This window comes from Streptomyces sp. NPDC020490 (genome assembly GCF_044335305.1).
Taxonomy (GTDB): domain Bacteria; phylum Actinomycetota; class Actinomycetes; order Streptomycetales; family Streptomycetaceae; genus Streptomyces.
Map to the genome: position 1 here is coordinate 1 of NZ_JBIRUY010000013.1, position 22,856 is coordinate 22,856.

The following is a 22,856-nucleotide window of genomic DNA, read 5'->3' on the forward strand; positions in this document are numbered from 1 at the left end:
CTGGCGTTGATTTTTGGCACGCTGTTGAGTTCTCAAGGAACGGTCGCTTCCTTTGTACTCACCCTCTCGGGCTTTCCTCCGGGCGCTTCCCTTCGGTCTTGCGTTTCCGACTCTATCAGATCTTTTCTCGATCCGATTTCCTCGGTGCTTTCCAGGTTCCCGCTCTCGCGTTTCCCTTTCCGGCGGTTCCGACTTTATCAGAAGTTCTGAGTCGGAATTCCCGCCCCTCCCGGGACTGGCTCCCGGGGCACGAAGCGACCGGGTTCCCGTTCAGGCGGAGCCGTAAACGTACTGGAGCGGGGCTCCCCGATGCAAATCGAGGCGCCCCGCTGCCGGTTCGCACGGACGAGGGTCCGTCGGGCCGTCAGACCTCCACGACGACCGGGAGGATCATCGGCCTGCGCCGATAGGTGTCCGAGACCCACTTGCCCAGGGTGCGGCGGATGAGCTGCTGCAGCTGGTGGGGCTCCACGACGTCGTCCTGGGCCGAACGCTCCAGTGCCTCCGTGATCTTCGGGATCACCGCGCCGAAGGCCGAGTCGTCGATGCCGGAGCCGCGGGCCTGGATGTGCGGGCCGCCCGTGATCTTGCCGGTCGTCGAGTCCATCACCACGAAGACCGAGATGATGCCCTCGTCGCCGAGGATCTTGCGGTCCTTCAGCGCCGGCTCGCCGACGTCTCCCACCGAGAGGCCGTCGACGTAGACGTATCCCGCCTGGACCTTGCCCGAGATCTTCGCCTTGCCCTCGATGAGGTCGACGGCGATGCCGTCCTCGGCGATGACGATGCGGTCGTGCGGGACGCCCGTGAGGGCGCCCAGTTCGGCGTTGGCCCTGAGGTGGCGCCATTCGCCGTGGACCGGCATCAGGTTCTTGGGCCGGCAGATGTTGTAGAAGTACAGGAGCTCGCCCGCGGACGCGTGACCCGAGACGTGCACCTTGGCGTTGCCCTTGTGGACGACGTTGGCGCCCCAGCGGGTGAGACCGTTGATCACGCGGTAGACCGCGTTCTCGTTGCCGGGGATCAGGGACGACGCGAGGATCACGGTGTCGCCGTCGACGATGCGGATCTGGTGATCCCTGTTGGCCATGCGGGACAGGGCCGCCATCGGCTCGCCCTGGGAGCCCGTGCAGACCAGGACCACCTCGTGGTCCGGCAGGTCGTCGAGGGTCTTGACGTCCACCACCAGGCCCGGCGGGATCTTCAGGTAGCCCAGGTCCCGGGCGATGCCCATGTTGCGGACCATGGAGCGGCCGACGAAGGCGACCCGGCGGCCGTACTCGTGCGCCGCGTCCAGGATCTGCTGGATGCGGTGGACGTGGCTGGCGAAGCTCGCCACGATGATCCGCTTGCGGGCGCTCGCGAAGACCTGGCGCAGGACGTTGGAGATGTCCCGCTCGTGCGGGGTGAAGCCCGGGACCTCGGCGTTCGTGGAGTCGGAGAGGAGGAGGTCGATGCCCTCCTCGCTCAGGCGCGCGAAGGCGTGGAGGTCGGTGAGGCGGTTGTCCAGCGGGAGCTGGTCCATCTTGAAGTCGCCCGTGTGGACGACCATGCCCGCCGGGGTGCGGATCGCGACCGCCAGGGCGTCCGGGATGGAGTGGTTGACCGCGATGAACTCGCAGTCGAAGGGGCCGACGCGCTCGCGGTTCCCCTCCGCCACCTCGAGGGTGTAGGGGCGGATGCGGTGTTCCTGGAGCTTGGCCTCGATCAGGGCGAGGGTCAGCTTGGAGCCGATCAGCGGGATGTCCGGCTTCTCCCGCAGGAGGAACGGGACGCCGCCGATGTGGTCCTCGTGGCCGTGGGTGAGGACGATGCCCTCGATGTCGTCGAGGCGGTCCCGGACGGACGAGAAGTCCGGCAGGATCAGGTCGATTCCGGGCTGCTCCTCCTCGGGGAAGAGCACTCCGCAGTCGACGATCAGCAGGCGGCCGCCGTACTCGAAGACCGTCATGTTCCGGCCGATCTCGCCGAGACCGCCGAGCGGGGTGACTCGCAGGCCGCCTTCGGGGAGCGGCGGGGGCGAGCCGAGTTCAGGATGCGGATGACTCAAAAGACTCTCCTCACCACACACGCCACGTACCGGTGGGCACGTGGCGCGCGTGACGTTCGTGCATGAGCAGTTGTCGTTGTGGTGCGGGCACCGGTGGCCCGCCTATTCAGTTGTGAAGTCCGATGTCAGAGCTGTACCCCGCCCGCGGCAAGATCGATCTTGAGCTGCTCGATCTCTTCGGGCGTGCACTCGAGCATGGGTGCGCGCAGGGGGCCGGCGGGCAGGCCCTGGAGGGCGAGTGCGGCCTTCGACGTCATGACGCCCTGGGTGCGGAACATGCCCGTGTAGACGGGGAGCAGCTTCTGGTGGATCTCCGTCGCCTTCTGGACATCCCCGGAGACGAACGCCTCCACGAGGGCGCGCAGGTCCGGGGTGACGACGTGGCCGACGACGGAGACGAAGCCGACCGCGCCCACCGAGAGCAGGGGCAGGTTCAGCATGTCGTCGCCGGAGTACCAGGCGAGTCCGGAGCGGGCGATGGCCCAGCCGGCCCGGCCGAGATCGCCCTTGGCGTCCTTGTTGGCGACGATCCGCGGGTGCTCGGCGAGCCGGACCAGGGTCTCGGTGCTGATGGGGACGCCGCTGCGGCCCGGGATGTCGTACAGCATGACCGGCAGGTCGGCGGCGTCGGCGACGGCCTTGAAGTGCCGGTAGAGGCCCTCCTGCGGGGGCTTGTTGTAGTACGGCGTGACGACCAGGAGGCCGTGGGCGCCGGCCTGCTCCGCGGCGCGGGCGAGTTCGATGCTGTGGTGGGTGTCGTTCGTGCCGACGCCGGCGACGACGTGGGCGCGGTCGCCGACGGCCTCCAGGACCGCCCGTACCAGATCCGATTTCTCCGCGTCGCTGGTGGTGGGGGACTCGCCGGTGGTGCCGTTGATGATCAGGCCGTCGTTGCCTGCGTCCACCAGGTGGGCGGCGAGCCGCTGCGCGCCGTCGAGGTCGAGTGCGCCGTCCGCCGTGAAAGGCGTGACCATGGCGGTGAGGACCCGCCCGAAGGGGGTCTGCGGAGTGGAGGTCGGAGCCATGGGTAACACGCTACTCGTTGCTCACGGCGGGGTCTGCCCTCGGGTCGGCGCGAAAAGTCCGGACAAAGATGGAGCCCGGTACTGCCTGCTCGGGGGTTCAAGCAGTACCGGGTCCGTTGATCAGGCTAGATGAACTTCCACAAATGCCGCAATACGGACACTTCACCCGGCTGAGACGTACAGGTGTGCGCCATCGGGGAGTGCGGACGCGTTACGGCGCCACTCGCCCGTTCGCGTTGAACGCCTGGTACGTGAGCGGCATGAGCCGGGCCCACTCCGCCTCCATCTTCTCGCCGACCATCTCGATCTCCCGTTGCGGGAAGGACGGCACCCTGGCCGCCTCGTGCTGGGTGCGCAGGCCGAGGAAGTGCATCAGGGAGCGGGCGTTGCAGGTGGCGTACATGGAGGAGAACAGGCCGACCGGGAGGACGGAACGGGCCACCTCGCGGGCGACGCCGGCGGCGAGCATTTCCTGGTAGTGCTTGTACGCCTGGATGTACGACTCCTGCATCGAGCGTTCCACGATCTCCTGCTGGGCTTCGGTACCCGGCACGAACTCGTACTTGCCGGGACGCCCCTGCTGCACCAGTTTGCGGTCCTCGCCCGGGACGTAGAAGACCGGCTGGAGCTCCCGGTAGCGGCCCGACTCCTCGTTGTACGAGTTGTGGACGACGAAGCCGTCGGCCAGGAAGTTGTGCCAGGGGCCTTCCACGGAGAGGTCGTACGTCATCTCCTCGCCGGCGGCCTCGATGGCGACGACAGGGTCCGGCACCGCCTTGGCGACCTCTCCGGCTCGCTGGGCCGGCGCCTGCTCACCCGCGCTCTTGATGGCGTGGCACGGCTCACACGCGGGAGCGAGGTTCCGCTCGTCGAGGGCCTGGAGCAGGTCACCGGTCACCGGCACGACGTGGTCCAGAGCGAGACGCTCTCGCGGGAAGTCCTGGCCGCACAGGTGGCAGACGTCGACCTCCTTGATGAGCCTCTCGCGCTGCATCGAGGTCCATACGCCGATGCCACGGCGCAGACTCGGCGGGATCGGAGCCTGTGACGGGCGCGGCGCCGTGCCGGCGACGAGTACGGCGTCCCCGACGGTGAGCTCCCCCGCCTTGCACCAGCCCTCGGGGGTGAACAGAGCATGGTCGACGGTGCAGCGGAGCGTCTTGCCGGAGGCGGTGGTGATCTTGATGAGCGGCTTGACACCCGACTCGATCACATCGGCGATCCTGGCCCGCTGGGCGAGCAGGGTTTCCTCGTCGTAACAGCGAACGTGGCTGCGGCGCACTGATTCGAGCTTGCGGATGCGGGTGCCGGGGTGCGACTCCCGGAACTCGGCGACGGCCGACTCGGCAGCCTCACGGTTCTCGTACAGGCCCAGGTAGTGGTCGGTGTCGCCGTGCCGCACCTGCGCCATCCACTTGCCCGCCCGGCTGTGCCAGGTGACACCGCCGGCCGAATGCGGCAGGCGGTCCTCCACGCCCAGGTGCCAGAGCTCGTACAACTCGGCGATCGGGCGGCGGCGCAGCTGACCGGCCTCGCTCTCCAGGGTGATCTCCGTGTCACCGGCGATGCACCAGCCCACACGGTGTCGCATGAACTCACGGAAGACGAAGATCGGGGCGCTGATGAAGAAGGTCATCGAGTTGTGCTCGAAGGGGCTGCCGTGCCGGTCCCGCATCAGGTAGTTGATCAGGCCCTTGGAGCGCTCAGGGTCCTTCCGCAGCTCGTCCAGGGACTGCTCGCCGGCGGTGGAGACGCGTGCGGCCCACACGACGTCGGAGTCGGCCGCGCTGTGCTTGACCAGCTCGACGGTGACATCGCTCCGGAAACTGGGCTTGAGGTCGTCGGCGGGGGTGTCGGTCACGGCTTGCAGGGTCCTTCCATCACATCTCTCGGGCGGCGCCCACTCTACGGCCCGACACCGACATCGGGGCGCTCGGTGTCGGGGTACGACATCTCCGGGCAAATCAGCCGCCAGGCCTCCCCCGGGAGCATTGACTCCTCCGGGCACCGATGCTGGTGGGCGGGGGCACGGGCGGATAGCCTCACCGGTCAGTACAGCCCACGCATGGATCGAGTGAGGACCAGTCGTGCCCCTGCCCTTCCTGACGGCCGACCGTGCTTTCGAGGCGACCGACGACGTCGCGTTGCCGTTCGACGACCGGGAGCGCTGGCGGCGTCCCTACCGGCCCGGGCCGTGGCGGGTGGGGGCGGCGGCGATCCTGCTGCTGCTCGCCTCGTTCGTGCTGTTCGCGGCGGTCGCCATCGCGTTCACCGCGCCCCCGGCGCAGGCCGGCGTGGTCTTCGGCGTCGCCCTGGCCGTCATCGTGGGCGCCCTGCGGCTGCTGCGCATGGGCGTGTGGGTGAGCCCGCGGGGCCTGCGCCAGGTCGGCTTCGCCGGGACCCGTACCACGCCCTGGGAGCGGGTCGTGGCGGTGCGGACGGTGCAGCAGCCGGTGCGCTGGCTGGGGCTGCCGCGGACCGTGCAGGGTCAGGCGCTGACGCTCGTGCGGCGGGACCGTTCCGCGGGCGGCGCGCCGCCGCTGATGACCACGCACAACGCCGACTTCCTCGGCCGCTTCGAGGCGTTCGACCGGGCGGCCGACACGATCGAGGCGTGGGCCGCGGAGAACCGGCGGGGCTGAGGCCGGGAGCATCGTGCGGAGGGGGCCGTCCGGGTGCGGGCGGCCCCTTCCGCGTCCGCGTCCGGTCGCCGCAGCGCAACCCGTGGAGAACCGCGTCCCGTCCGCGCCGGAGCAGCCGGTGGCAGGGGGCGGGCGCCGCGTGGGCTTTCCGTGCCCCGTGTGTGCGGCCGGGCGGTGCTTCGGGCTCGTGTGCAGGCGCGGGCGCGGGGCGAGGGCAGCGGGGCGAGGGCGGGGCGGGTTCAGGCGCGCTTGAGGCACGTGCGGGCGGGCGCTCGGGCGTGCCGTGCAGGTGTGTGCTCAGACGTCGGCGGTGCGGCCGTCGTGGAGGGCGATGGCGCGCTGCATGGCCTTGCGGGCCCGTGGGGTGTCGCGGGCGTCGTGGTAGGCGACGGCCAGGCGGAACCAGCTGCGCCAGTCGTCCGGCGCGGCCTCCGTCTCGGCCTTGCGCCGGGCGAAGACCTCGTCGGCTGAGTCACGGTCGATGCGGCCGGCCGGGGTGCGCTTCAGCTCGTCGACCGGCAGGCCGCCCTCGGCTTCGAGTTCGGCGGCGAGCCGGTTGGCCTTGCGGACGAACTGGGTGTTCTTCCACAGGAACCACACGCCGATGACCGGCAGGATCAGCACCGCCACGCCGAAGGTGACGGTCAGCAGGGTGCCGGACTGGATGAGCATGACGCCGCGGCTGCCGACCAGGACGAAGTAGAAGACCAGGACGGCGGCCGTGACGGTGTAGGAGATCTTCGCGCGCATGATGTCGCCGGGCTCAGCCCAGGTCCAGGAAGTGTTCCAGGCCGAAGGTGAGGCCGGGGGCCGTCACCACCCGGCGGGCGCCCAGCAGGATGCCCGGCATGAAGCTGCTGTGGTGGAGGGAGTCGTGCCGGATGGTGAGGGTCTCGCCCTCGCCGCCCAGCAGGACCTCCTGGTGGGCCAGCAGGCCGCGCAGCCGGACCGCGTGGACGGGGACGCCGTCCACGTTCGCGCCGCGCGCGCCGTCCAGGCCCGTCGCCGTGGCGTCCGGCGCGGGGGGCGAGCCGGCCTTCGCGCGGGCCGCGGCGATGAGCTGGGCGGTGCGTGTGGCGGTGCCGGACGGGGCGTCCACCTTGTTCGGGTGGTGCAGCTCGACGACCTCGACGGACTCGAAGTACGGCGCCGCGATCTGCGCGAACTTCATGGTGAGCACGGCGCCGATGGAGAAGTTGGGCGCGATGAGCACGCCCGTCTCCGGGGACCGCTCCAGCAGGCCGCGCAGCCGGGCGAGGCGCTCGTCGGTCCAGCCGGTGGTGCCGACGACCGCGTGGATGCCGTGGCCCACGCAGTACTCGAGGTTGGCCATCACCGAGTCGGGGGTGGTGAGTTCGACGGCGACCTGGGCGCCGGTCCCGGCGAGCGTCTCCAGCCGGTCGCCCCGGCCGAGGGCGGCGACCAGTTCCATGTCCTCGGCGGCCTCGACGGCCCGTACCGCCTCCGAGCCGATCCGGCCCTTGGCGCCGAGGACCGCCACGCGCAGCTTGCTCATGTTCTTGCTTCCTTAACGGGACTACGGGACTACGGGACGACGGGACTACGGGGACTACGGACTCAAACGGGAGGGGTCAGGTGACGGCGTCGTGCAGGCGGGACGCCTGCTTGTCCTTCAGCGGGCCGATGACCGACAGGGACGGCCGCTGTCCCAGGATGTCGCGGGCCACCGAGCGCACGTCGTCCGGGGTCACCGACGCTATCCGGGCCAGCATGTCGTCGACCGACATCTGCTCGCCCCAGCACAGTTCGCTCTTGCCGATACGGTTCATCAGCGCGCCCGTGTCCTCCAGGCCCAGCACCGTGGAGCCCCGGAGCTGGCCGACGGCGCGGCCGATCTCCTCGTCGGACAGACCGTGCTCGGCGACGTGGTCGAGTTCGTCGCGGCAGATCTTGAGCACGTCGTGCACCTGCGAGGGCCTGCAGCCCGCGTACACGCCGAACAGGCCGCAGTCGGCGAAGCCGGAGGTGTACGAGTACACGCTGTAGGCCAGGCCGCGCTTCTCGCGGACCTCCTGGAACAGCCGGGAGGACATGCCTCCGCCGAGGGCGGTGTTGAGCACGCCGAGGGCCCAGCGGCGGTCGTCGGTGCGGGGCAGGCCGGGCATGCCGAGGACGACGTGCGCCTGCTCGGTCTTGCGCGCGATCAGCTCGACGCGGCCCGCGGTGCGGATGGTGCGCCGCCCGGCGCGCGGGGCGATGGGTGTGGCGTGGCCGTCGGTGAGGGCGCCCGCCTTCTCGAAGGCCGCGCGGACCTGTCGTACGACCTTGTTGTGGTCGACGTTGCCGGCGCAGGCGACCACGAGGTGGGTGGGGTCGTAGTGCTTCTTGTAGAAGCGGCGGATGCGGTCGGCGGTGAGGGCGTTGACGGTGTCGACGGTGCCGAGGACGGGACGGCCGAGGGGGTTGTCGCCGAACATCGTGTGCGCGAACAGGTCGTGCACGCAGTCGCCGGGGTCGTCCTCGGTCATGGCGATCTCTTCGAGGATGGCGCCGCGTTCGACGTCGACGTCCTCCTCGAGGATCAGGGAGCCGGTCAGCATGTCGCAGACGACGTCGATGGCGAGGGGCAGGTCGGTGTCGAGCACGCGCGCGTAGTAGCACGTGTACTCCTTCGCCGTGAACGCGTTCATCTCGCCGCCGACCGCGTCGAGGGCGGAGGAGATGTCGAGCGCGCTGCGCCGGGAGGTGCCCTTGAAGAGCAGGTGCTCCAGGTAGTGCGTGGCGCCGTTCAGGGCCGGGGTCTCGTCGCGGGAGCCGACGTGCGCCCAGATGCCGAAGGTCGCCGAGCGCACGGAGGGCAGGGTCTCGGTGACGACGCGCAGGCCACCGGGGAGGGTGGTCTTGCGGACGGTGCCGATGCCGTTCGCGCCCTTGATGAGGGTTTGGGTACGGGCGACGGCCCGCGCCTCCGAAGAGGTGCGGGCCGTCGCCTCGGAGCCACGGGACGTCACTGGTCGGCGTCGTCCTTCTTGGTCTCGTCGGAACCGTTGCCGGAGTCGCCCTCGCCCTCGATCACGGGGATCAGGGAGAGCTTGCCGCGGGAGTCGATCTCGGCGATCTCGACCTGGACCTTCTGGCCCACGCCGAGCACGTCCTCGACGTTCTCCACGCGCTTGCCGCCGGCCAGCTTGCGGATCTGCGAGATGTGCAGCAGGCCGTCCTTGCCGGGCAGCAGGGAGACGAACGCGCCGAAGGTGGTCGTCTTCACGACCGTGCCGAGGTAGCGCTCGCCGACCTCGGGCATCGTCGGGTTGGCGATGCCGTTGATCGTGGCGCGGGCGGCCTCCGCGGCGGGACCGTCGGCGGCACCGATGTAGATGGTGCCGTCGTCCTCGATGGTGATCTCGGCGCCGGTGTCCTCCTGGATCTGGTTGATCATCTTGCCCTTGGGGCCGATGACCTCGCCGATCTTGTCGACCGGGATCTTCACGGTGATGATCCGCGGCGCGTTGGGGGACATCTCGTCCGGCGTGTCGATCGCTTCCATCATCACGTCGAGGATGTGGAGTCGGGCGTCACGGGCCTGCTTCAGGGCGGCGGCCAGGACCGAGGCCGGGATGCCGTCCAGCTTGGTGTCGAGCTGGAGGGCGGTCACGAACTCCTTGGTGCCGGCGACCTTGAAGTCCATGTCGCCGAAGGCGTCCTCCGCACCGAGGATGTCGGTGAGGGTGACGTAGTGCGTCTCGCCGTCGACCTCCTGGGAGATCAGGCCCATGGCGATGCCGGCGACGGGGGCCTTCAGCGGCACACCGGCGTTCAGCAGCGACATGGTGGAGGCGCAGACCGAGCCCATGGACGTCGAGCCGTTGGAGCCGAGGGCCTCGGAGACCTGGCGGATCGCGTAGGGGAACTCCTCGCGCGTCGGCAGGACCGGCACCAGGGCGCGCTCGGCGAGGGCGCCGTGGCCGATCTCGCGGCGCTTGGGGGAGCCGACGCGGCCGGTCTCGCCGGTGGAGTACGGCGGGAAGTTGTAGTTGTGCATGTAGCGCTTGCGGGTCACCGGGGAGAGGGTGTCCAGCTGCTGCTCCATGCGCAGCATGTTGAGGGTGGTGACGCCCAGGATCTGGGTCTCGCCACGCTCGAACAGCGCGGAGCCGTGGACCCGCGGGATGGCCTCGACCTCGGCGGCCAGGGTGCGGATGTCGGTGACACCGCGGCCGTCGATGCGCTTCTTCTCCTTGATGACGCGCTCGCGGACCAGGGACTTGGTCAGCGAGCGGTACGCGGCGGAGATCTCCTTCTCGCGGCCCTCGAACTCCGGCAGGAGCTTCTCGGCGGCGAGGGTCTTGACGCGGTCCAGCTCGGCCTCGCGCTCCTGCTTGCCGGCGATGGTGAGCGCCTGGGCGAGCTCGGGCTTGACCGCGGCGGCCAGCGCCTCCAGGACGTCGTCCTGGTAGTCGAGGAAGATCGGGAACTCGGCGGTCGGCTTGGCGGCCTTCGCGGCGAGGTCGGCCTGGGCCTTGCACAGGACCTTGATGAAGGGCTTCGCGGCGTCCAGACCGGCGGCGACGACCTCCTCGGTGGGCGCCTCGGCGCCGCCCTTGACCAGCTGGATGGTCTTCTCGGTGGCCTCGGCCTCGACCATCATGATCGCGACGTCGCCGTCCTCCAGGACGCGGCCCGCGACGACCATGTCGAAGACGGCGTCCTCGAGCTCGGTGTGCGTCGGGAAGGCCACCCACTGACCGCGGATCAGCGCGACGCGGACGCCGCCGATCGGGCCGGAGAAGGGCAGACCGGCCAGCTGCGTGGACGCGGACGCGGCGTTGATCGCCACGACGTCGTACAGGTGGTCGGGGTTGAGGGCCATGATCGTGGCGACGACCTGGATCTCGTTGCGCAGGCCCTTCTTGAAGGACGGGCGCAGCGGGCGGTCGATGAGGCGGCAGGTGAGGATCGCGTCCTCGCTCGGCCGGCCCTCACGACGGAAGAAGCTGCCGGGGATCTTGCCGGCGGCGTACATCCGCTCCTCGACGTCCACCGTCAGCGGGAAGAAGTCGAGCTGGTCCTTGGGGTTCTTGGACGCGGTGGTGGCCGACAGCACCATGGTGTCGTCGTCCAGATACGCCACTGCGGAACCGGCGGCCTGCCTGGCCAGGCGGCCCGTCTCGAAGCGGATGGTGCGGGTGCCGAAGGAACCGTTGTCGATGACGGCCTCGGCGTAGTGGGTCTCGTTCTCCACTAGCGTTTTCTCCGATACTTTTCGTCTTTTGTCCCCGCCTGCCCGTGTGACAGGGGGACCGTCACGGAGAAGCGCGCCGTCTGGTGCGGGCCGGTCTTCGATCGAAGCACCCGGGGCTCACGCCCGGGGGCCACTACCGAGGACCGGCGGCGGCGAGGTGCGCTTCTCGCTGTGTCGTAGGTCGTGCGTTGCGCGTTTCGCGTTGTGCGTTTTGCTACCACACTACAAAGCGCGGGTGACACTCCGCATGTTTCCGCACGCACGGTGAAGGTTTCCGTACGTACGGCAAAGGGAGCGGTCCCCGATCCCCCGGGAACCGCTCCCTTCACGGCGTCTTACTTGGCGCCCGCCGCACCGCGGCGGATGCCGAGGCGGTCGACGAGCGCGCGGAAGCGCTGGATGTCCTTCTTCGCCAGGTACTGCAGCAGGCGGCGGCGCTGACCGACGAGGATCAGCAGGCCGCGGCGGGAGTGGTGGTCGTGCTTGTGGGTCTTGAGGTGCTCCGTCAGGTCGGAGATCCGACGGGAGAGCAGAGCGACCTGGACCTCGGGGGAGCCGGTGTCACCCTCCTTGGTACCGAACTCGGAGATGATCTGCTTCTTCGTGGCGGCGTCGAGCGACACGCGTACTCCTCATAGTCTGTGAACGGCCACCGAGTGCCCCCGGTCTGCTTCTCGGGGGAGCTTCCGTGACTCGGAAGGCGGGGATCCGCTGGGCGCGGCCTCCAGGGCGAGGGGCTCCGGGGGCGCGTACACGAACGGCCGTCACTCAGGGTACCAGGAGGTGGCGGGCCCCTTGACCGCGGTCACCGAACCGCCCGGGGCGGGCCCGCGGGGCCACTAAGGTGAGCGCGGACCGTTACGTAACGTAGGGAAGGGGTCGCTGCGGGATGGCGGAGACGGAGCAGGAGATCAAGGCGCGCAAGGAACGCGAGCGGGACGAGCTCTACGCCCTCGACATCTCCGGCGTCGAGTGGCACAGCGCGCCAGGCACGGAGGAGCACGAGGAGCGGGTCGAGATCGCCTACCTTCCCGACGGTGCCGTGGCCATGCGGTCCTCGCTCGACCCGGACACCGTGCTGCGGTACACCGAGGCGGAGTGGCGGGCCTTCGTGCTCGGCGCCCGCGACGGGGAGTTCGACCTGGAGCCGGCGCCGGGGAGCGGGGAGCCCGCCGCGGAGTGAGGCGCGGGACGCACGGGCGTCGAAGAACCGGAGGGGGCGGCACACGCTTGTGCCGCCCCTCTTCCGTGTCCGGTCTCCCGTGTCCGGTCTCACGTGTCCGGCGGCCCGGCTTCCGGTGCATCGGTTCATCGCACTGGGTTCATCGGGATCGGCTCATCGGCCTGAGTTCATAGGGACGGGTTCATCGGGACGGGTTCATCGGGGTCAGTGCTTCAGCCCGGCGCTTCCGATGCCGAGGGCCAGCAGCACCGGGTCCTTCGGGGCCTTGTCGTCCCGGACCAGCTCGCGCTTGGCGAAGAACATCCGGCCCTGCTCGTAGACCATGTCCGACTGCTCCGGGTCGCTGAGGTCGTACTCCTCGTCCTCCGGCAGCTGGAACAGCAGGAGCGGGGTCTCCTTGTCCGTGAGGGGGTTCCAGCGCACCACGGCCGCGGGCTGGACGGGGTCGCCGCTGCGGCGGTAGACCAGCAGGTCGTCGCCGCTCATCCGCAGCGGATACACCATCTGCCGCTCGCGTCCCTCGAACTTGCCGGCCGTCCGGCCGGTCTTCCGGTCGAACGCCACGATCCAGTCCGGTGCCTGGCCGGCGTCGAAGTTCTCCTTGCTCATGACGTACACCTGGGTACGGCCCGCGACCACGCCGTCGCAGTTCTCCACCACGCCGAAGTAGCCCGCCCCGAAGTAGCGGTCCTCGCACTTGGGGTCGTAGCCGCTCGTCGAGATCGTGGCGAGGTGCCTGCCGTGGTCGTCGAGCGTGATGATGTCGGTGACCAGGGTGTCGCCGGCCGCCACGGCGAGGACCGGCGGGTCGGAGGAGGGGACGTAGACGTCCTGCACCCCGGCCGCGAGCCGGTACGTCCACTCGGCCCGGCCGGTGCGCGGGTCGAGCTTCTGCACCCGGTACCGGGTGTCGGGCAGCGGCCCGCATGCCTCGAGCGCGAGCAGCGCGCCGCCGCCGGCGAAGCCCTTGTCCTCGCACCGGGAGACGCTCGTGCTGTTCCACAGCTGCTTGCCGGTCTTCATGTCGTACGACACCGAGCCCTCTCCCCAGGCGACGGCGACGACGCCCTCGGTCAGGGTCAGGTTCGTGTTCGTCACGAAGGCGGAGCCGGCGTTCGGCATCTTGGCCTGCCACAGCTTCTTGCCCGTGTCGAGGTCGACGAAGACCACCTGGTCGCAGACGCCCTCGGTCTTCGCTCCGGCGGGGGCCGGCGGCTGGACGACGACCGCGGTGCGGCCGTCGGCGGTGACATGGCGGCTGGTGGCGCACAGGTGGCCGCTCAACTTCAGCTTCCAGGCGACGTCGTCGTAGCCGGGCTCGATGCGGTAGCCCTCGATGCGGTTGGCGACGCCCTTGGCGAGGATCTTCTTGGTGGCCCAGGTTCCGGGCGCGTAGCGCGGGTTGGTGTCGGAGTTCGCGGCGAGGTCCGTCTCCTTGTGCTCGATCACCGGTTGACCCTCGGGCGAGACGGGGTCCTTCTCCACCGTGTCCCTGATCTCGTCCGGCTTCTGGACGGCGGCGGCCGGGGCGCGGTGGTCCGGGGCGTCGCCGTCGGAGAGCGCGAGCCAGCCGCCCACGCAGCCGACGACGGCCGCCACGGCCGCCAGGGCGCCGAGGAGTTGGAGACGACGGCGCCTGCGGGCACGGTCGGCCGCGAGTGTGGACTGGGTGTAGATCGAGGGAGGTGGGCCGAAGCTCACGCGAAGAAGTCCTTTTCGATCGGGTTCAGTTGAATGCAGTCAGGGGTGGTCGGCTGTAGTCGGGGCAGTGGGGGAGACGGCTCGGAGCGGCCCCTACTATGCCCGCCGGTCCGCGCGTCGAAGAGAGGAGGTGCGTCGTGACGGCGGTGTGAACGGGACTGCGGGCGTTGTCGGTTGGCCCCCGTGCGGGGCATTCCGGTACATGGCCCGCTTTGTTCGCCAATACGCTGGCTGCATAAGGCACTTACGGGCAGGTTGTGACGCAGCGGGCGGGCTCTCGGAGACGGACAGGCCTGCCGGGGCGGGGCTTGTGGTGATTAGGCTGGGACAGGGCGCGTCGCCAGAACCCGTGGACCCGGCGGTGGCGTCCGAGGGGGAGAGCCGGCGCGTCGGACGACCTCGAACGACTCAGGACGACAAGCAATGGTCGCCCCAGCACGGCATGAGGGTGCTCGACCACACCAGGAGGAACTGTGAGCAGCGATCGGGACGGGATCCGCGGGGGCTGGGCCACACCCGGCGATGACCAGCCCGACGCGGAGTCCGCCATCGAGACGACGGGCGAGTTCACCATCGACTACGCGCCGCCCGCCTGGTACACGCAGAACGCCTCCGGAGGTTCTGGTTCCGGTTCTGGTTCCGGTTTCGGTTCGCGTGCCGCGGAGGCTTCGGCGCCGCCGTCGCAGGAGTCCGGGGCCGCGCAGGATCCGGGGCAGGGTGCTGGCGCGGCTTCCGGCGGGGCCGACGCCGGTCCTGGTGCCGGTCCTGGTGCGGGTTCCGGGACGTCCGTTCCTGCGGCCGGCTCGCCCTCCGGTTTCTCGTTGTCGTCGCTGCCCGGGCTGACCCCGCCGGCTCATGTGCATCCCCGGCCCCCGGCCGCGGATCCCGCGCCCGTTCCGCCTGCTCCGGCTCCGGCTCCGGCTCCGGCTCCGGCTCCGGGGGCACCGTTCACGCCGCCGCCCGCGCCTGCGCCCGGGGCGCCCTTCACGCCGCCGGCTCCCGCGCCCGGTGCTCCGTTCACGCCTCCCGCGCCGCTCGCGCCTCCCGTGCCGCCCGCGCCGCCGGTCGGCGGTCCCGTCGCGGTGCCGAGGCTTCCGGTGGGCAGTGGATTCGAGCCGCAGCTCCCGCAGCCGGAGCCCCCGCGGCCTGAGCCGCAGGTCGCGGAGGAGTCCGGGAACGGTGACCTGGAGAGCGGCGCCACCATGCGGATCTCCGCCGTCTCGGTGAAGCGGGAATTGGCGGAGCGCGCCGACGCCGCGGTCGTTGCCGCGCCGGAGCCGGAGCCGGAGCCGGAGTCGGCCGAGGAGCCGGTCGCGGAGAGCCCGGCGGGTGAGACGTCCGGTGAGGACGGCGGCGAGTCCGGGGGCCTGCCCGCTGCTCCGGAGACGGAGGACGCCCGGCCCGAGGACGCGGTGGAGGACACCGCACCGGGCGACGCCGAGGTGGAGGCCGAGGAAGAGACCGAGGTCGAGGAAGCGGCGGAGGCTGAGGCAGACGCCGGCGACGAGGCGGAGCCCGAGGACAGTGCGCCCGAGGCGGCCGAGCCCTCCGACGCCGTGAGCGAGGAGGCCGGGCAGCCGGACGCTGAGCCTTCGGACGCGGTGGTCGCTGACATCGAGCCCTCCGACGCCGTGCCTGCGGACGCCGTGCCTCATCAGGACAGTGGGCCCCAGGACGCCGCTCAGGCCGCTTCGGACGTACCTCAGGACGCCTCGCAGGACGCCCCGCAGGACGCGCCTCCGGCTGCGGCTTCCGCGCCGCAGCCTGGGCTGCCGCCGTTGCCGCCGTCATACCAGCCAGCCGCCCCGGCACCGGCGGCCCAGTGGCCGACGCAGCCGCAGCAGGCGGAGCCGCCGACGCCCCTGCAGCCGCAGCCGCAGCCGGCGCCCGTCCAGGGCCAGCAGCCCGTGCCGCCGCAGCCGTTCCAGCCGCAGGCTCCGCAGCCGGCCCCGGCGGCCTGGACCCAGCAGCCACCGGCCGCGCCCACACCGCCCGCACCGGACGGCTACGGCTTCCCGCACCAGGCAGCACCGGCTCCCGCCGCCCCGCAGCCCCCCGACCCGCAGGACGGCTACGGCTTCCCCCACCCCGGCGCGCCCACACCCGCACCCGCACCGGCCCCGGCACCCACTCCCCCACAGCCCGCTGCCCAACACCCGGCCGCCCCGCCGGCACCTGCCCCGCAGGACGGCTACGGCTTCCCCCACCCCGGCGCACCCGCACCCGCACCCGCACCGGCCCCGGTACCCGCTCCCCCGCAGCCCGCTGCCCAGCACCCGGCCGCCCCGCCTGCACCTGCCCCGGCACCGCAGGACGGGTACGGCTTCCCGCACCCCGGCGCGCCCGCACCGGCCCCGGCACCCACTCCCCCACAGCACGCTGCCCAGCACCCGGCCGCCCCGCCGGCACCTGCCCCGGCACCGCAGGACGGGTACGGCTTCCCCCACCCCGGTGCACCCGCACCCGCGCCCCCCGCCCCGGGCGGCGGCTACGGCTTCCCCCAGGCCCCCGCGCCCCAGCCCCAGCCCCAGCCCCAGCCCCAGCCCCAGCCCCAGCCCCAGCAAGGGGTGCCCCCGCAGGGCGTGCCCCCGCAGGCTCAGGCGCCCCAGATGCCCCAGCCTCCCGTCGACCCCCGGGTCGGGACCGCGTGGCCGCAGCCCATTCAGCACGACCAGCGGCAGCCCATCAACCCCGGCGCCGCGCCGCTCGGTTACACGGCCGCCGTGGAGCTGTCGTCCGACCGGCTGCTCAACAACAAGAAGCAGAAGGCGAAGAGCGGGCGGCCGACCGCCGCGTCGTCCCGGTTCAAGATCGGCGGGAAGAAGGAGGAGGCCGAGCGGCAGCGGAAGCTGGAGCTGATCCGGACGCCCGTGCTCTCCTGCTACCGGATCGCCGTCATCAGCCTCAAGGGCGGCGTGGGCAAGACGACCACGACCACCGCCCTCGGCTCGACGCTCGCCACCGAGCGCCAGGACAAGATCCTCGCGATCGACGCCAACCCGGACGCCGGCACGCTCGGCCGCCGCGTGCGCCGGGAGACCGGTGCCACCATCCGTGACCTCGTCCAGGCGATCCCGTACCTCAACTCCTACATGGACATCCGCCGGTTCACCTCCCAGGCGCCGTCCGGGCTGGAGATCATCGCCAACGACGTCGACCCGGCCGTGTCCACGACGTTCAACGACGAGGACTACCGGCGCGCGATCGACGTGCTCGGCAGGCAGTACCCGATCATCCTCACCGACTCCGGCACCGGTCTGCTCTACAGCGCCATGCGCGGCGTGCTCGACCTCGCCGACCAGCTGATCATCATCTCGACGCCTTCGGTGGACGGGGCGAGCAGCGCCAGCACGACGCTGGACTGGCTGTCCGCGCATGGCTACTCCGACCTCGTCTCGCGGTCCATCACCGTGATCTCGGGGGTCCGCGAGACCGGAAAGATGATCAAGGTCGAGGACATCGTGTCGCACTTCGAGACGCGGTGCCGGGGTGTGGTCGTGGTGCCCTTCGACGAGCACCTCTCCGCCGGTGCCGAGGTCGATCTCGACATGATGCGGCCGAAGGTCAGGGAGGCGTACTTCAACCTCGCCGCGATGGTCGCCGAGGACTTCGTCCGGCACCAGCAGTCGCACGGTCTGTGGACCTCCGACGGCAACCCGCCGCCGGTGGCCGCACCGCCGCTGCCGGGCCAGTTCCCCGGCCAGCCGCTCCCGCCACCGGGCCAGCCGATCCCCGGTCAGCCCGTCCCCGGCCAGCCCGTCCCGGGCCAGCAGGTCCCCGGCCAGCCGAGCCCCTACCCGCAGGCACCGCAGCCGCAGCACCAGCAGCCGCACCCGCACCCGCACCCGCACCCGCACCCGCACCCGCACCCGCAGACGCCCCAGCCCGGTCAGCCGTACGCGCCGGGGCAGCCGTACCCGCAGGCCCAGCCCGGCCAGCCGGCCTACCCGCAGCCGGGGCAGCACTACCAGCAGCCCTCACAGCCTCAGCCCCAGCCCGGTTACGGCTACCCGCAACAGCCGCCGCAGCCGCAGCAGCCGGAAGGGCAGAGCCCGCCTCCGCCGCCCCAGCAGTAGGCCGGCGGCCGGCCGGGAGCGAGAGAAGGGCGGCCGGTGCCCGCGAGGCACCGGCCGCCCTTCGGCGTCACAGCGGCGGTCACCCGGCCGCGGCCACCAGCTGCCGGCAGCGCTCGACGTCCTTGGCCATCTGCTCCAGCAACGCTTCCAGCGACTCGAACTTCGCCTGTCCGCGGACGAACGCCAGGAAGTCCACGGCGACGTGCAGGCCGTACAGGTCCAGGCCGACGCGGTCGATGGCGTACGCCTCCACCGTGCGCTCGGTGCCGTCGAACTGCGGGTTCGTGCCGACGGAGATCGCGGCCGGCATCGCCTCGCCCTGGGCGTGCAGCCAGCCGGCGTAGACGCCGTCGGCCGGGATCGCGGTGTGCGGCAGCGTCTCGACGTTGGCGGTCGGGAAGCCGAGTTCCCGGCCCCGCTGGGCCCCGCGTACGACCACGCCCTCCACCCGGTGCGGGTGGCCGAGGATCTCCCCGGCGCCCTCGACGTCGCCCTCGGCGACCAGGCGCCGGGTGAGCGTCGAGGAGAACGGCTCGCCGCCGCCCGCCTCGCCGCTGACGTACAGGTCGACGACCTCGACCTCGAAGTCGTAGATCTTGCCCTGCTCGGCCAGGAACTCGACGTTGCCCGCGGCGCGGTGGCCGAAGCGGAAGTTCGGGCCCTCGACGACCGCCTTGGCGTGCAGCCTGTCGACGAGGACCTTGACGACGAAGTCGGCCGGCGACAGCTTCGAGAACTCGGTGGTGAACGGCAGGATCAGCACGGCGTCCACACCGAGCTCGGCCATGAGCTCGGCGCGGCGGTGGTGCGGGGCCAGCAGCGGCGGGTGGCTGCCGGGGCGGACGACCTCGCTGGGGTGCGGGTCGAAGGTGACGACGACGGCGGGAACGCCCAGCTCCCGCGCACGGTCCACGGCATGCCTGATGATCAGCTGGTGCCCGCGGTGCACCCCGTCGTAGGAACCGATGGTGACGACGCTGCGCCCCCAGTCCTCGGGGATGTCCTCCAAGCCACGCCAGCGCTGCACTGTGACCGCTCCTCGAACCCGTGTCCGTATTTACCATTGACCACTTACGCAGGTCTAAGGGTGCCATGCCGGGGGCGGCCTGCCCGCACCGGCATCGAGGCTGTGACCGGACGCACGTGTCACCTGCGCTCAGGCCGGGACGCGGACGCCCGCGATGTTCTCGAGCGTACGGCGGGCGCCGGGTCCGACCACGGCCGCCCAGGCCTGCGGCGCGTCGGCCGTCCAGCCGAGCACGCGGCCCGCGAATCCGGGTACGCGGCGGCCCAGGTCGGCCAGGCGGCGGTCGAGGCGGGCCGCGCCGTCCGGGGTGCGGGTGAGGAGCAGGCCGGTGCGGTGGACCAGGGCGCGGACGTCGTCGCCGCCGTGGCGGACGGCCGTGTGCAGCACGGCGTCCAGGACGGCGGGGTCCTCTTCGCGGGCCAGCAGGACGTCGAGCAGTTCGCGGCGCAGGGGCCGGGAGGCGGGGGCCCCGGGAGCGGCGAGGACGGCGGCGAGCGCGGCGCGCATGTCCTCGGCGCCGTCGTCGAGCAGCCCGGTGACCAGCGGGAGGAGCGCGGCGCGGGCGGCGGGGCCCCGGTCGAGACGCCGGTCGACGTGGGCGGCGACGGCGGCACACACGCCACCACCGGCGCAGGCGCAGGCGTCGGCGCAGGCGTCGGCGCAGGCATCTCCGGTGGTCTCCCGGTGACACCCGGCCGCCTCCCGGCACCGCCCCACCGCTTGCCGGAGGAGCGTGGCGACCAGGTCGGCCACCGGGGGCGTGGCCGCGTGGACGAGCGTGCGCAGCGCCTCGGCCGCGTCGGGTCCGCGCAGCCGGGCGCGGAAGGCGTCCAGGACCGGGGCCGGGTGGGTCGTCAGGGCACCGGCCAGCGCGTCGGGCGGGAACGACGGGTCGCCCGCCGCGAAGTGCCGCAGGGCCTGCGGGAGATGGCTGGAGCGGGTGCGTGGATCACGGACGAGGAGGGCGAGCGCGCCGCCGTGCAGGGCGCGGTCGGCGGGGCGGGCGAGCAGCGCGAGGGCCACGTAGCGCAGCAGGGCGCGGTCGGCCTCCGTGCGTACGTGCGGGGCGGCGCGCAGCCCGTGCGTCACCGCCGCGGCGCGCCGGGCCGGCCGTTCGTCGTGCGCCCACCGGCCGACGGCCCGGCACAGGCCGGACGGCTCGTCCTGCGCCAGCACGCCGAGCAGTTCGCCGGCCCGCCGGTGCCCGCTCCCGACGAGCACCTCGGTCAGTTCGTCCAGGGCGCGCCGCCGGTGGGTGTGCAGCAGCGCCTGCGCGGCGTCGGCGACGGTCGCGTGCGGGGTCGCGGGCAGCGGCCGGTCGTCGTCGAACCAGCGGACGAGGAGCGGCTGTACGGCGGTGGGGTCGGCGGCGAGGAGCCGGGCGGCCGTGTCCAGGAAGCGCGGGCCGGTGTCCTGCGGGGGGCCGTCGGCGAGGACGAGGGTGCGCAGCAGGCCGAAGCGGACGGCTTCCGGGACGGGCAGCGCGCTCCAGAAGCCGGGCCCGAACTCCCGCGCGAACGCGCCCTGTCGGGGCCGCTCGGCCACGATGCGGTCGGCGATCCGGCGCAGCACCTCCTCGTACGGCGTGGCGTCCGGCACCCGCCGCAGGGTCTCGGCGAGCAGCCGGGCGGCCCACCAGGAGTGCGGCCCCGGGTCCGGGGCGTCGTCCAGCGCGTCGGCCAACTCCCCCAGTCGCGCGGCCAGTTCGCGGGCGCCGTGGCGGCGGCCGAGGAACAGCAGTGCCTCGACGACGGGGCCGGCGCGATGGCGCGGCACGGGGTCCGGCCCGGCGTCGGGCGGGGTGCGGTGGTGGACCAGGCGGTGGAGGGCCTCGTCGAGGTCGAGGTGCATGCCCTGGAGCCAGTCGGCCGACTCCCCGTGGGCGAAGCGGTAGCCGGAGCCGGCGGGCACGAGGAGGCCCTCGGTGAGGACGGCGGACGCCCAGCCGGTGCCGCCGCCGAGCCGTGCGGGGGCCCGGTCCGGAGGGAACACCGCCTCGAACGACGCCCGGTCGAGCGTGCCCCGGCCGGAGCCGAGGCTGCGGCGGGCGGCCTCATGGACCTGGCCGGCGACCCTGGCGGCGAGCCGGCGTACGGCGGAGCCGCGCAGCCCGTTCGCGGCGGCGAGGCGTCCGGCGACGCGCAGGCACATCAGGTCCAGGTGGGCCGCGAGGACGTCGTCGCGATCCGCTCGGGTACGGGGGGCGTCGGCGGCGTCGGGCAGGGCGGCGCGGACCTCGGACAGGAGCCGGATGGTGAGCGGGTGCCGGGCGTCGGCGCCGCGCAGGGCGCCCTCGGGGATGCCGTGATGCGCGCGGGCCCGGCGGGCCTCGTCCTCGGTGAGGTCGCCCAGGTGCACGCAGGGCGGCAGCCCCGCGGGAGCCGCCGGGGTCCGGTCACCGGCGGAGGGAGGCGCGGCCCGGTGCAGCAGGTCCTGAGGGAACCGGGTGCCCGCCTCCTCCCAGTACTCCGCCCGGCACGCCACCACCAGCCGCGCGCCCGTCTCCCGCAGCCACCGCGCCGTCCCCGCCGCCCACTCGGACAGCCGGCGGGCCGACGCGGGAGGCGCCCCCTCGGGGTCGTCGAGCAGGATCAGCAGCGGCCGGCCTGCCGTGCGGGCGACGTGGGCGAGGCGGGCCGGGGTGGCGTCGCCGAGTCCGGGGCCCACCGCCCGGACCAGCGCCCGGTGGGCCGCGTCCGCGACCGACGCGTCGGTGTCCCGCAGGTCGGCGCCGCGCAGCCACAGCGTGGGCGCGGGCTGCGCGCCGCGGGTGCGGCGGGCGGCGAGGGCCGCGAGTTCCGTCGTGCGGCCGCTGCCCGGCGGTGAGACGAGCGCGAGAACGGCGGCCGGACCGGCGGTGAACGCGGCGAACTCCCGAGAGATCACGGCGCGTTCGACCGGCCGCCCCGACAGCGACCACGACGGCGACGGCGACGGCGACGGCGACGGCGACGGCGACCATGATGGCGCCCCCGACGGCACCCTCGGTGCGTCCGGTACATCCGGCACATCCGGTACGTCCGGTGGTGCGTCCGGGCCGGACGAGGCGGCCGTCAGGTGGAGGACTCCGGCCAGGTTCAGGTCGGCGCCGTACGCGGGCACCGTGGCGGCGTTCTCGGCGAGGAGCGCGGCGAGCGGGCCCTCGGCGGCGCGCGGCGGTACGGCGAAGCCGGTGTCGCGGTGGCCGGACTGCAGCACGGTGCCGAGGACGCCGACCACCGCGCCGGTCGCGGCGTCGAGGACCGGTCCCCCGGCCGCCCCGCCGCCCGGCCGCAGCGCGTCCCGGCCCGCCGTGCCGACGGCGAGTTCCAGCGCGTCGCCGAGATGATGGAGGCGGTCGCCCGTCGGGTACGTCACCGGGGTCGCGCCGAGCACCCGCGCCTCGCGCCAGCAGCCGGCCGCGACGCTGACGTACGTGCCGCTCTCGACGCGGTCCCGCACGGTGACGGGCAGCGGCTCGAGGCCCAGGCCCTCGGTGCGGACGAGGGCCAGTCCCAGCGCGGGCAGCGCGGTCACCGCGTCGGCGGTCACCCGGCAGCGGCGGTCACCGGCGCCGTGCAGCACCAGCCCGGCCAGGCCGTCGACCGCTTCGTGGGCGGTGATCAGGGTGCCGTGGCGGTCCGCCGCGAATGCGGTGCCCCGGGGACGGCCGGCCAGGTCATGGACGCGGGCCAGGGCGGCGTCGGGGGCCGGCCGGGCGCTCCAGGGAGCCCGTTCGTGCCGAGGGGCCTCTCCCGCCATGGTCGAACCTTCCGCCGTACGTCCGCCGTACATCTGTGCACTACATCTGTGCACTACATCTGTGCACTACATCTGTGCACCGACCTCGACGGTAGGCACGGCATGATCGGCGGCACAGAGCGCGGCGGGAACGCGCCCCCTCGCACTCCCCCGGTTCACTCCGAGCGCCTGCCCGGACGGGTGAATCGACGGGGTGGGTTGGACACCC

14 protein-coding genes and 3 pseudogenes are annotated in these 22,856 nt (G+C 72.4%); 4 read left to right on the top strand and 13 right to left on the bottom strand.

The genetic code is table 11. The features are described 5' to 3' along the window. The coding region (locus tag ACH4ZX_RS15735; RefSeq protein ID WP_365262315.1) for a hypothetical protein at nt 1-210 on the top strand (210 nt) is incomplete at its 5' end. Between the two features lie 154 nt (nt 211-364). Here ACH4ZX_RS15735 and ACH4ZX_RS15740 read toward each other — a convergent pair. The 5 genes and pseudogenes from ACH4ZX_RS15740 to ACH4ZX_RS15760 form a co-directional block, all read right to left on the bottom strand. Further along, on the bottom strand, nt 365-2,050 hold the full coding sequence (locus ACH4ZX_RS15740) for a ribonuclease J (protein ID WP_398272470.1): 1,686 nt from the start codon (nt 2,048-2,050) through the stop codon (nt 365-367). A gap of 125 nt (nt 2,051-2,175) precedes the next feature. Then, entirely contained in the window at nt 2,176-3,075 is a 900-nt protein-coding gene (gene dapA / locus ACH4ZX_RS15745) for a 4-hydroxy-tetrahydrodipicolinate synthase (protein ID WP_398272472.1), read from the bottom strand. Between the two features lie 211 nt (nt 3,076-3,286). Further along, a pseudogene (gene thyX / locus ACH4ZX_RS15750) lies at nt 3,287-3,736 on the bottom strand (FAD-dependent thymidylate synthase); the annotation flags it as partial. A gap of 3 nt (nt 3,737-3,739) precedes the next feature. After that, nucleotides 3,740-4,666: pseudogene (locus ACH4ZX_RS15755) on the bottom strand (HNH endonuclease); the annotation flags it as partial. Then, nucleotides 4,646-4,936, bottom strand: a pseudogene (locus ACH4ZX_RS15760) (FAD-dependent thymidylate synthase); the annotation flags it as partial. The pseudogenes ACH4ZX_RS15760 and ACH4ZX_RS15755, both read right to left, overlap by 21 nt. Nucleotides 4,937-5,162: 226 nt before the next feature. Here ACH4ZX_RS15760 and ACH4ZX_RS15765 point away from each other — a divergent pair. Beyond that, complete coding sequence (locus ACH4ZX_RS15765) at nt 5,163-5,717, top strand: hypothetical protein (RefSeq protein ID WP_398272474.1); 555 nt, start codon at nt 5,163-5,165, stop codon at nt 5,715-5,717. A gap of 297 nt (nt 5,718-6,014) precedes the next feature. Here ACH4ZX_RS15765 and ACH4ZX_RS15770 read toward each other — a convergent pair whose 3' ends face one another. From ACH4ZX_RS15770 to rpsO, 5 genes are all read right to left on the bottom strand, one after another. Beyond that, nucleotides 6,015-6,467, bottom strand: a complete 453-nt coding sequence (locus tag ACH4ZX_RS15770) for a hypothetical protein (RefSeq protein ID WP_398272475.1) — start codon at nt 6,465-6,467, stop codon at nt 6,015-6,017. A gap of 13 nt (nt 6,468-6,480) precedes the next feature. Next, the gene (gene dapB, locus ACH4ZX_RS15775; protein ID WP_398272477.1) at nt 6,481-7,233 is read right to left on the bottom strand and encodes a 4-hydroxy-tetrahydrodipicolinate reductase; all 753 of its coding nucleotides are present in this window, start codon (nt 7,231-7,233) and stop codon (nt 6,481-6,483) included. A gap of 76 nt (nt 7,234-7,309) precedes the next feature. Further along, on the bottom strand, nt 7,310-8,689 hold the full coding sequence (locus ACH4ZX_RS15780) for a M16 family metallopeptidase (protein WP_398272479.1): 1,380 nt from the start codon (nt 8,687-8,689) through the stop codon (nt 7,310-7,312). Beyond that, nucleotides 8,686-10,920, bottom strand: a complete 2,235-nt coding sequence (locus tag ACH4ZX_RS15785) for a polyribonucleotide nucleotidyltransferase (RefSeq protein WP_398272481.1) — start codon at nt 10,918-10,920, stop codon at nt 8,686-8,688. The genes ACH4ZX_RS15780 and ACH4ZX_RS15785 overlap by 4 nt, the downstream gene beginning before the upstream one ends. 335 nt (nt 10,921-11,255) lie before the next feature. Then, nucleotides 11,256-11,543 (bottom strand): 30S ribosomal protein S15, encoded by a 288-nt coding sequence (gene rpsO / locus ACH4ZX_RS15790; protein WP_004982702.1) that lies wholly within the window; start codon nt 11,541-11,543, stop codon nt 11,256-11,258. Nucleotides 11,544-11,809: 266 nt separating this feature from the next. Here rpsO and ACH4ZX_RS15795 point away from each other — a divergent pair, with 266 nt between their 5' ends. Then, nucleotides 11,810-12,103, top strand: coding sequence for a DUF397 domain-containing protein (locus ACH4ZX_RS15795; protein ID WP_324790270.1), 294 nt, complete (start codon nt 11,810-11,812; stop codon nt 12,101-12,103). Nucleotides 12,104-12,307: 204 nt separating this feature from the next. Here the strand turns inward: ACH4ZX_RS15795 and ACH4ZX_RS15800 are convergent, their stop codons facing one another. Next, the gene (locus tag ACH4ZX_RS15800; RefSeq protein ID WP_398272483.1) at nt 12,308-13,804 is read right to left on the bottom strand and encodes a PQQ-binding-like beta-propeller repeat protein; all 1,497 of its coding nucleotides are present in this window, start codon (nt 13,802-13,804) and stop codon (nt 12,308-12,310) included. 494 nt (nt 13,805-14,298) lie between these two features. Between ACH4ZX_RS15800 and ACH4ZX_RS15805 the strand changes: the two genes are divergently transcribed. After that, entirely contained in the window at nt 14,299-17,880 is a 3,582-nt protein-coding gene (locus ACH4ZX_RS15805; protein ID WP_398272728.1) for an SCO5717 family growth-regulating ATPase, read from the top strand. Between the two features lie 79 nt (nt 17,881-17,959). Here the strand turns inward: ACH4ZX_RS15805 and ACH4ZX_RS15810 are convergent, their stop codons facing one another. Together ACH4ZX_RS15810 and ACH4ZX_RS15815 are read right to left on the bottom strand one after the other, a co-directional pair. Continuing rightward, nucleotides 17,960-18,907: a bifunctional riboflavin kinase/FAD synthetase gene (locus tag ACH4ZX_RS15810; RefSeq protein WP_398272485.1), complete on the bottom strand. Its 948-nt coding sequence runs from the start codon at nt 18,905-18,907 to the stop codon at nt 17,960-17,962. Nucleotides 18,908-19,036: 129 nt separating this feature from the next. Continuing rightward, entirely contained in the window at nt 19,037-22,648 is a 3,612-nt protein-coding gene (locus ACH4ZX_RS15815) for a trypsin-like peptidase domain-containing protein (protein WP_398272486.1), read from the bottom strand. Between the last annotated feature and the right edge of the window lie 208 nt (nt 22,649-22,856).

Bases quoted from the DNA above. Each gene is read 5' to 3' on its own strand.
- dapA (WP_398272472.1), bottom strand. From the start codon at position 3,075: ATGGCTCCGACCTCCACTCCGCAGACCCCCTTCGGGCGGGTCCTCACC.
- ACH4ZX_RS15770 (WP_398272475.1), bottom strand. From the start codon at position 6,467: ATGCGCGCGAAGATCTCCTACACCGTCACGGCCGCCGTCCTGGTCTTC.
- dapB (WP_398272477.1), bottom strand. From the start codon at position 7,233: ATGAGCAAGCTGCGCGTGGCGGTCCTCGGCGCCAAGGGCCGGATCGGC.
- ACH4ZX_RS15795 (WP_324790270.1), top strand. From the start codon at position 11,810: ATGGCGGAGACGGAGCAGGAGATCAAGGCGCGCAAGGAACGCGAGCGG.
- ACH4ZX_RS15815 (WP_398272486.1), bottom strand. From the start codon at position 22,648: ATGGCGGGAGAGGCCCCTCGGCACGAACGGGCTCCCTGGAGCGCCCGG.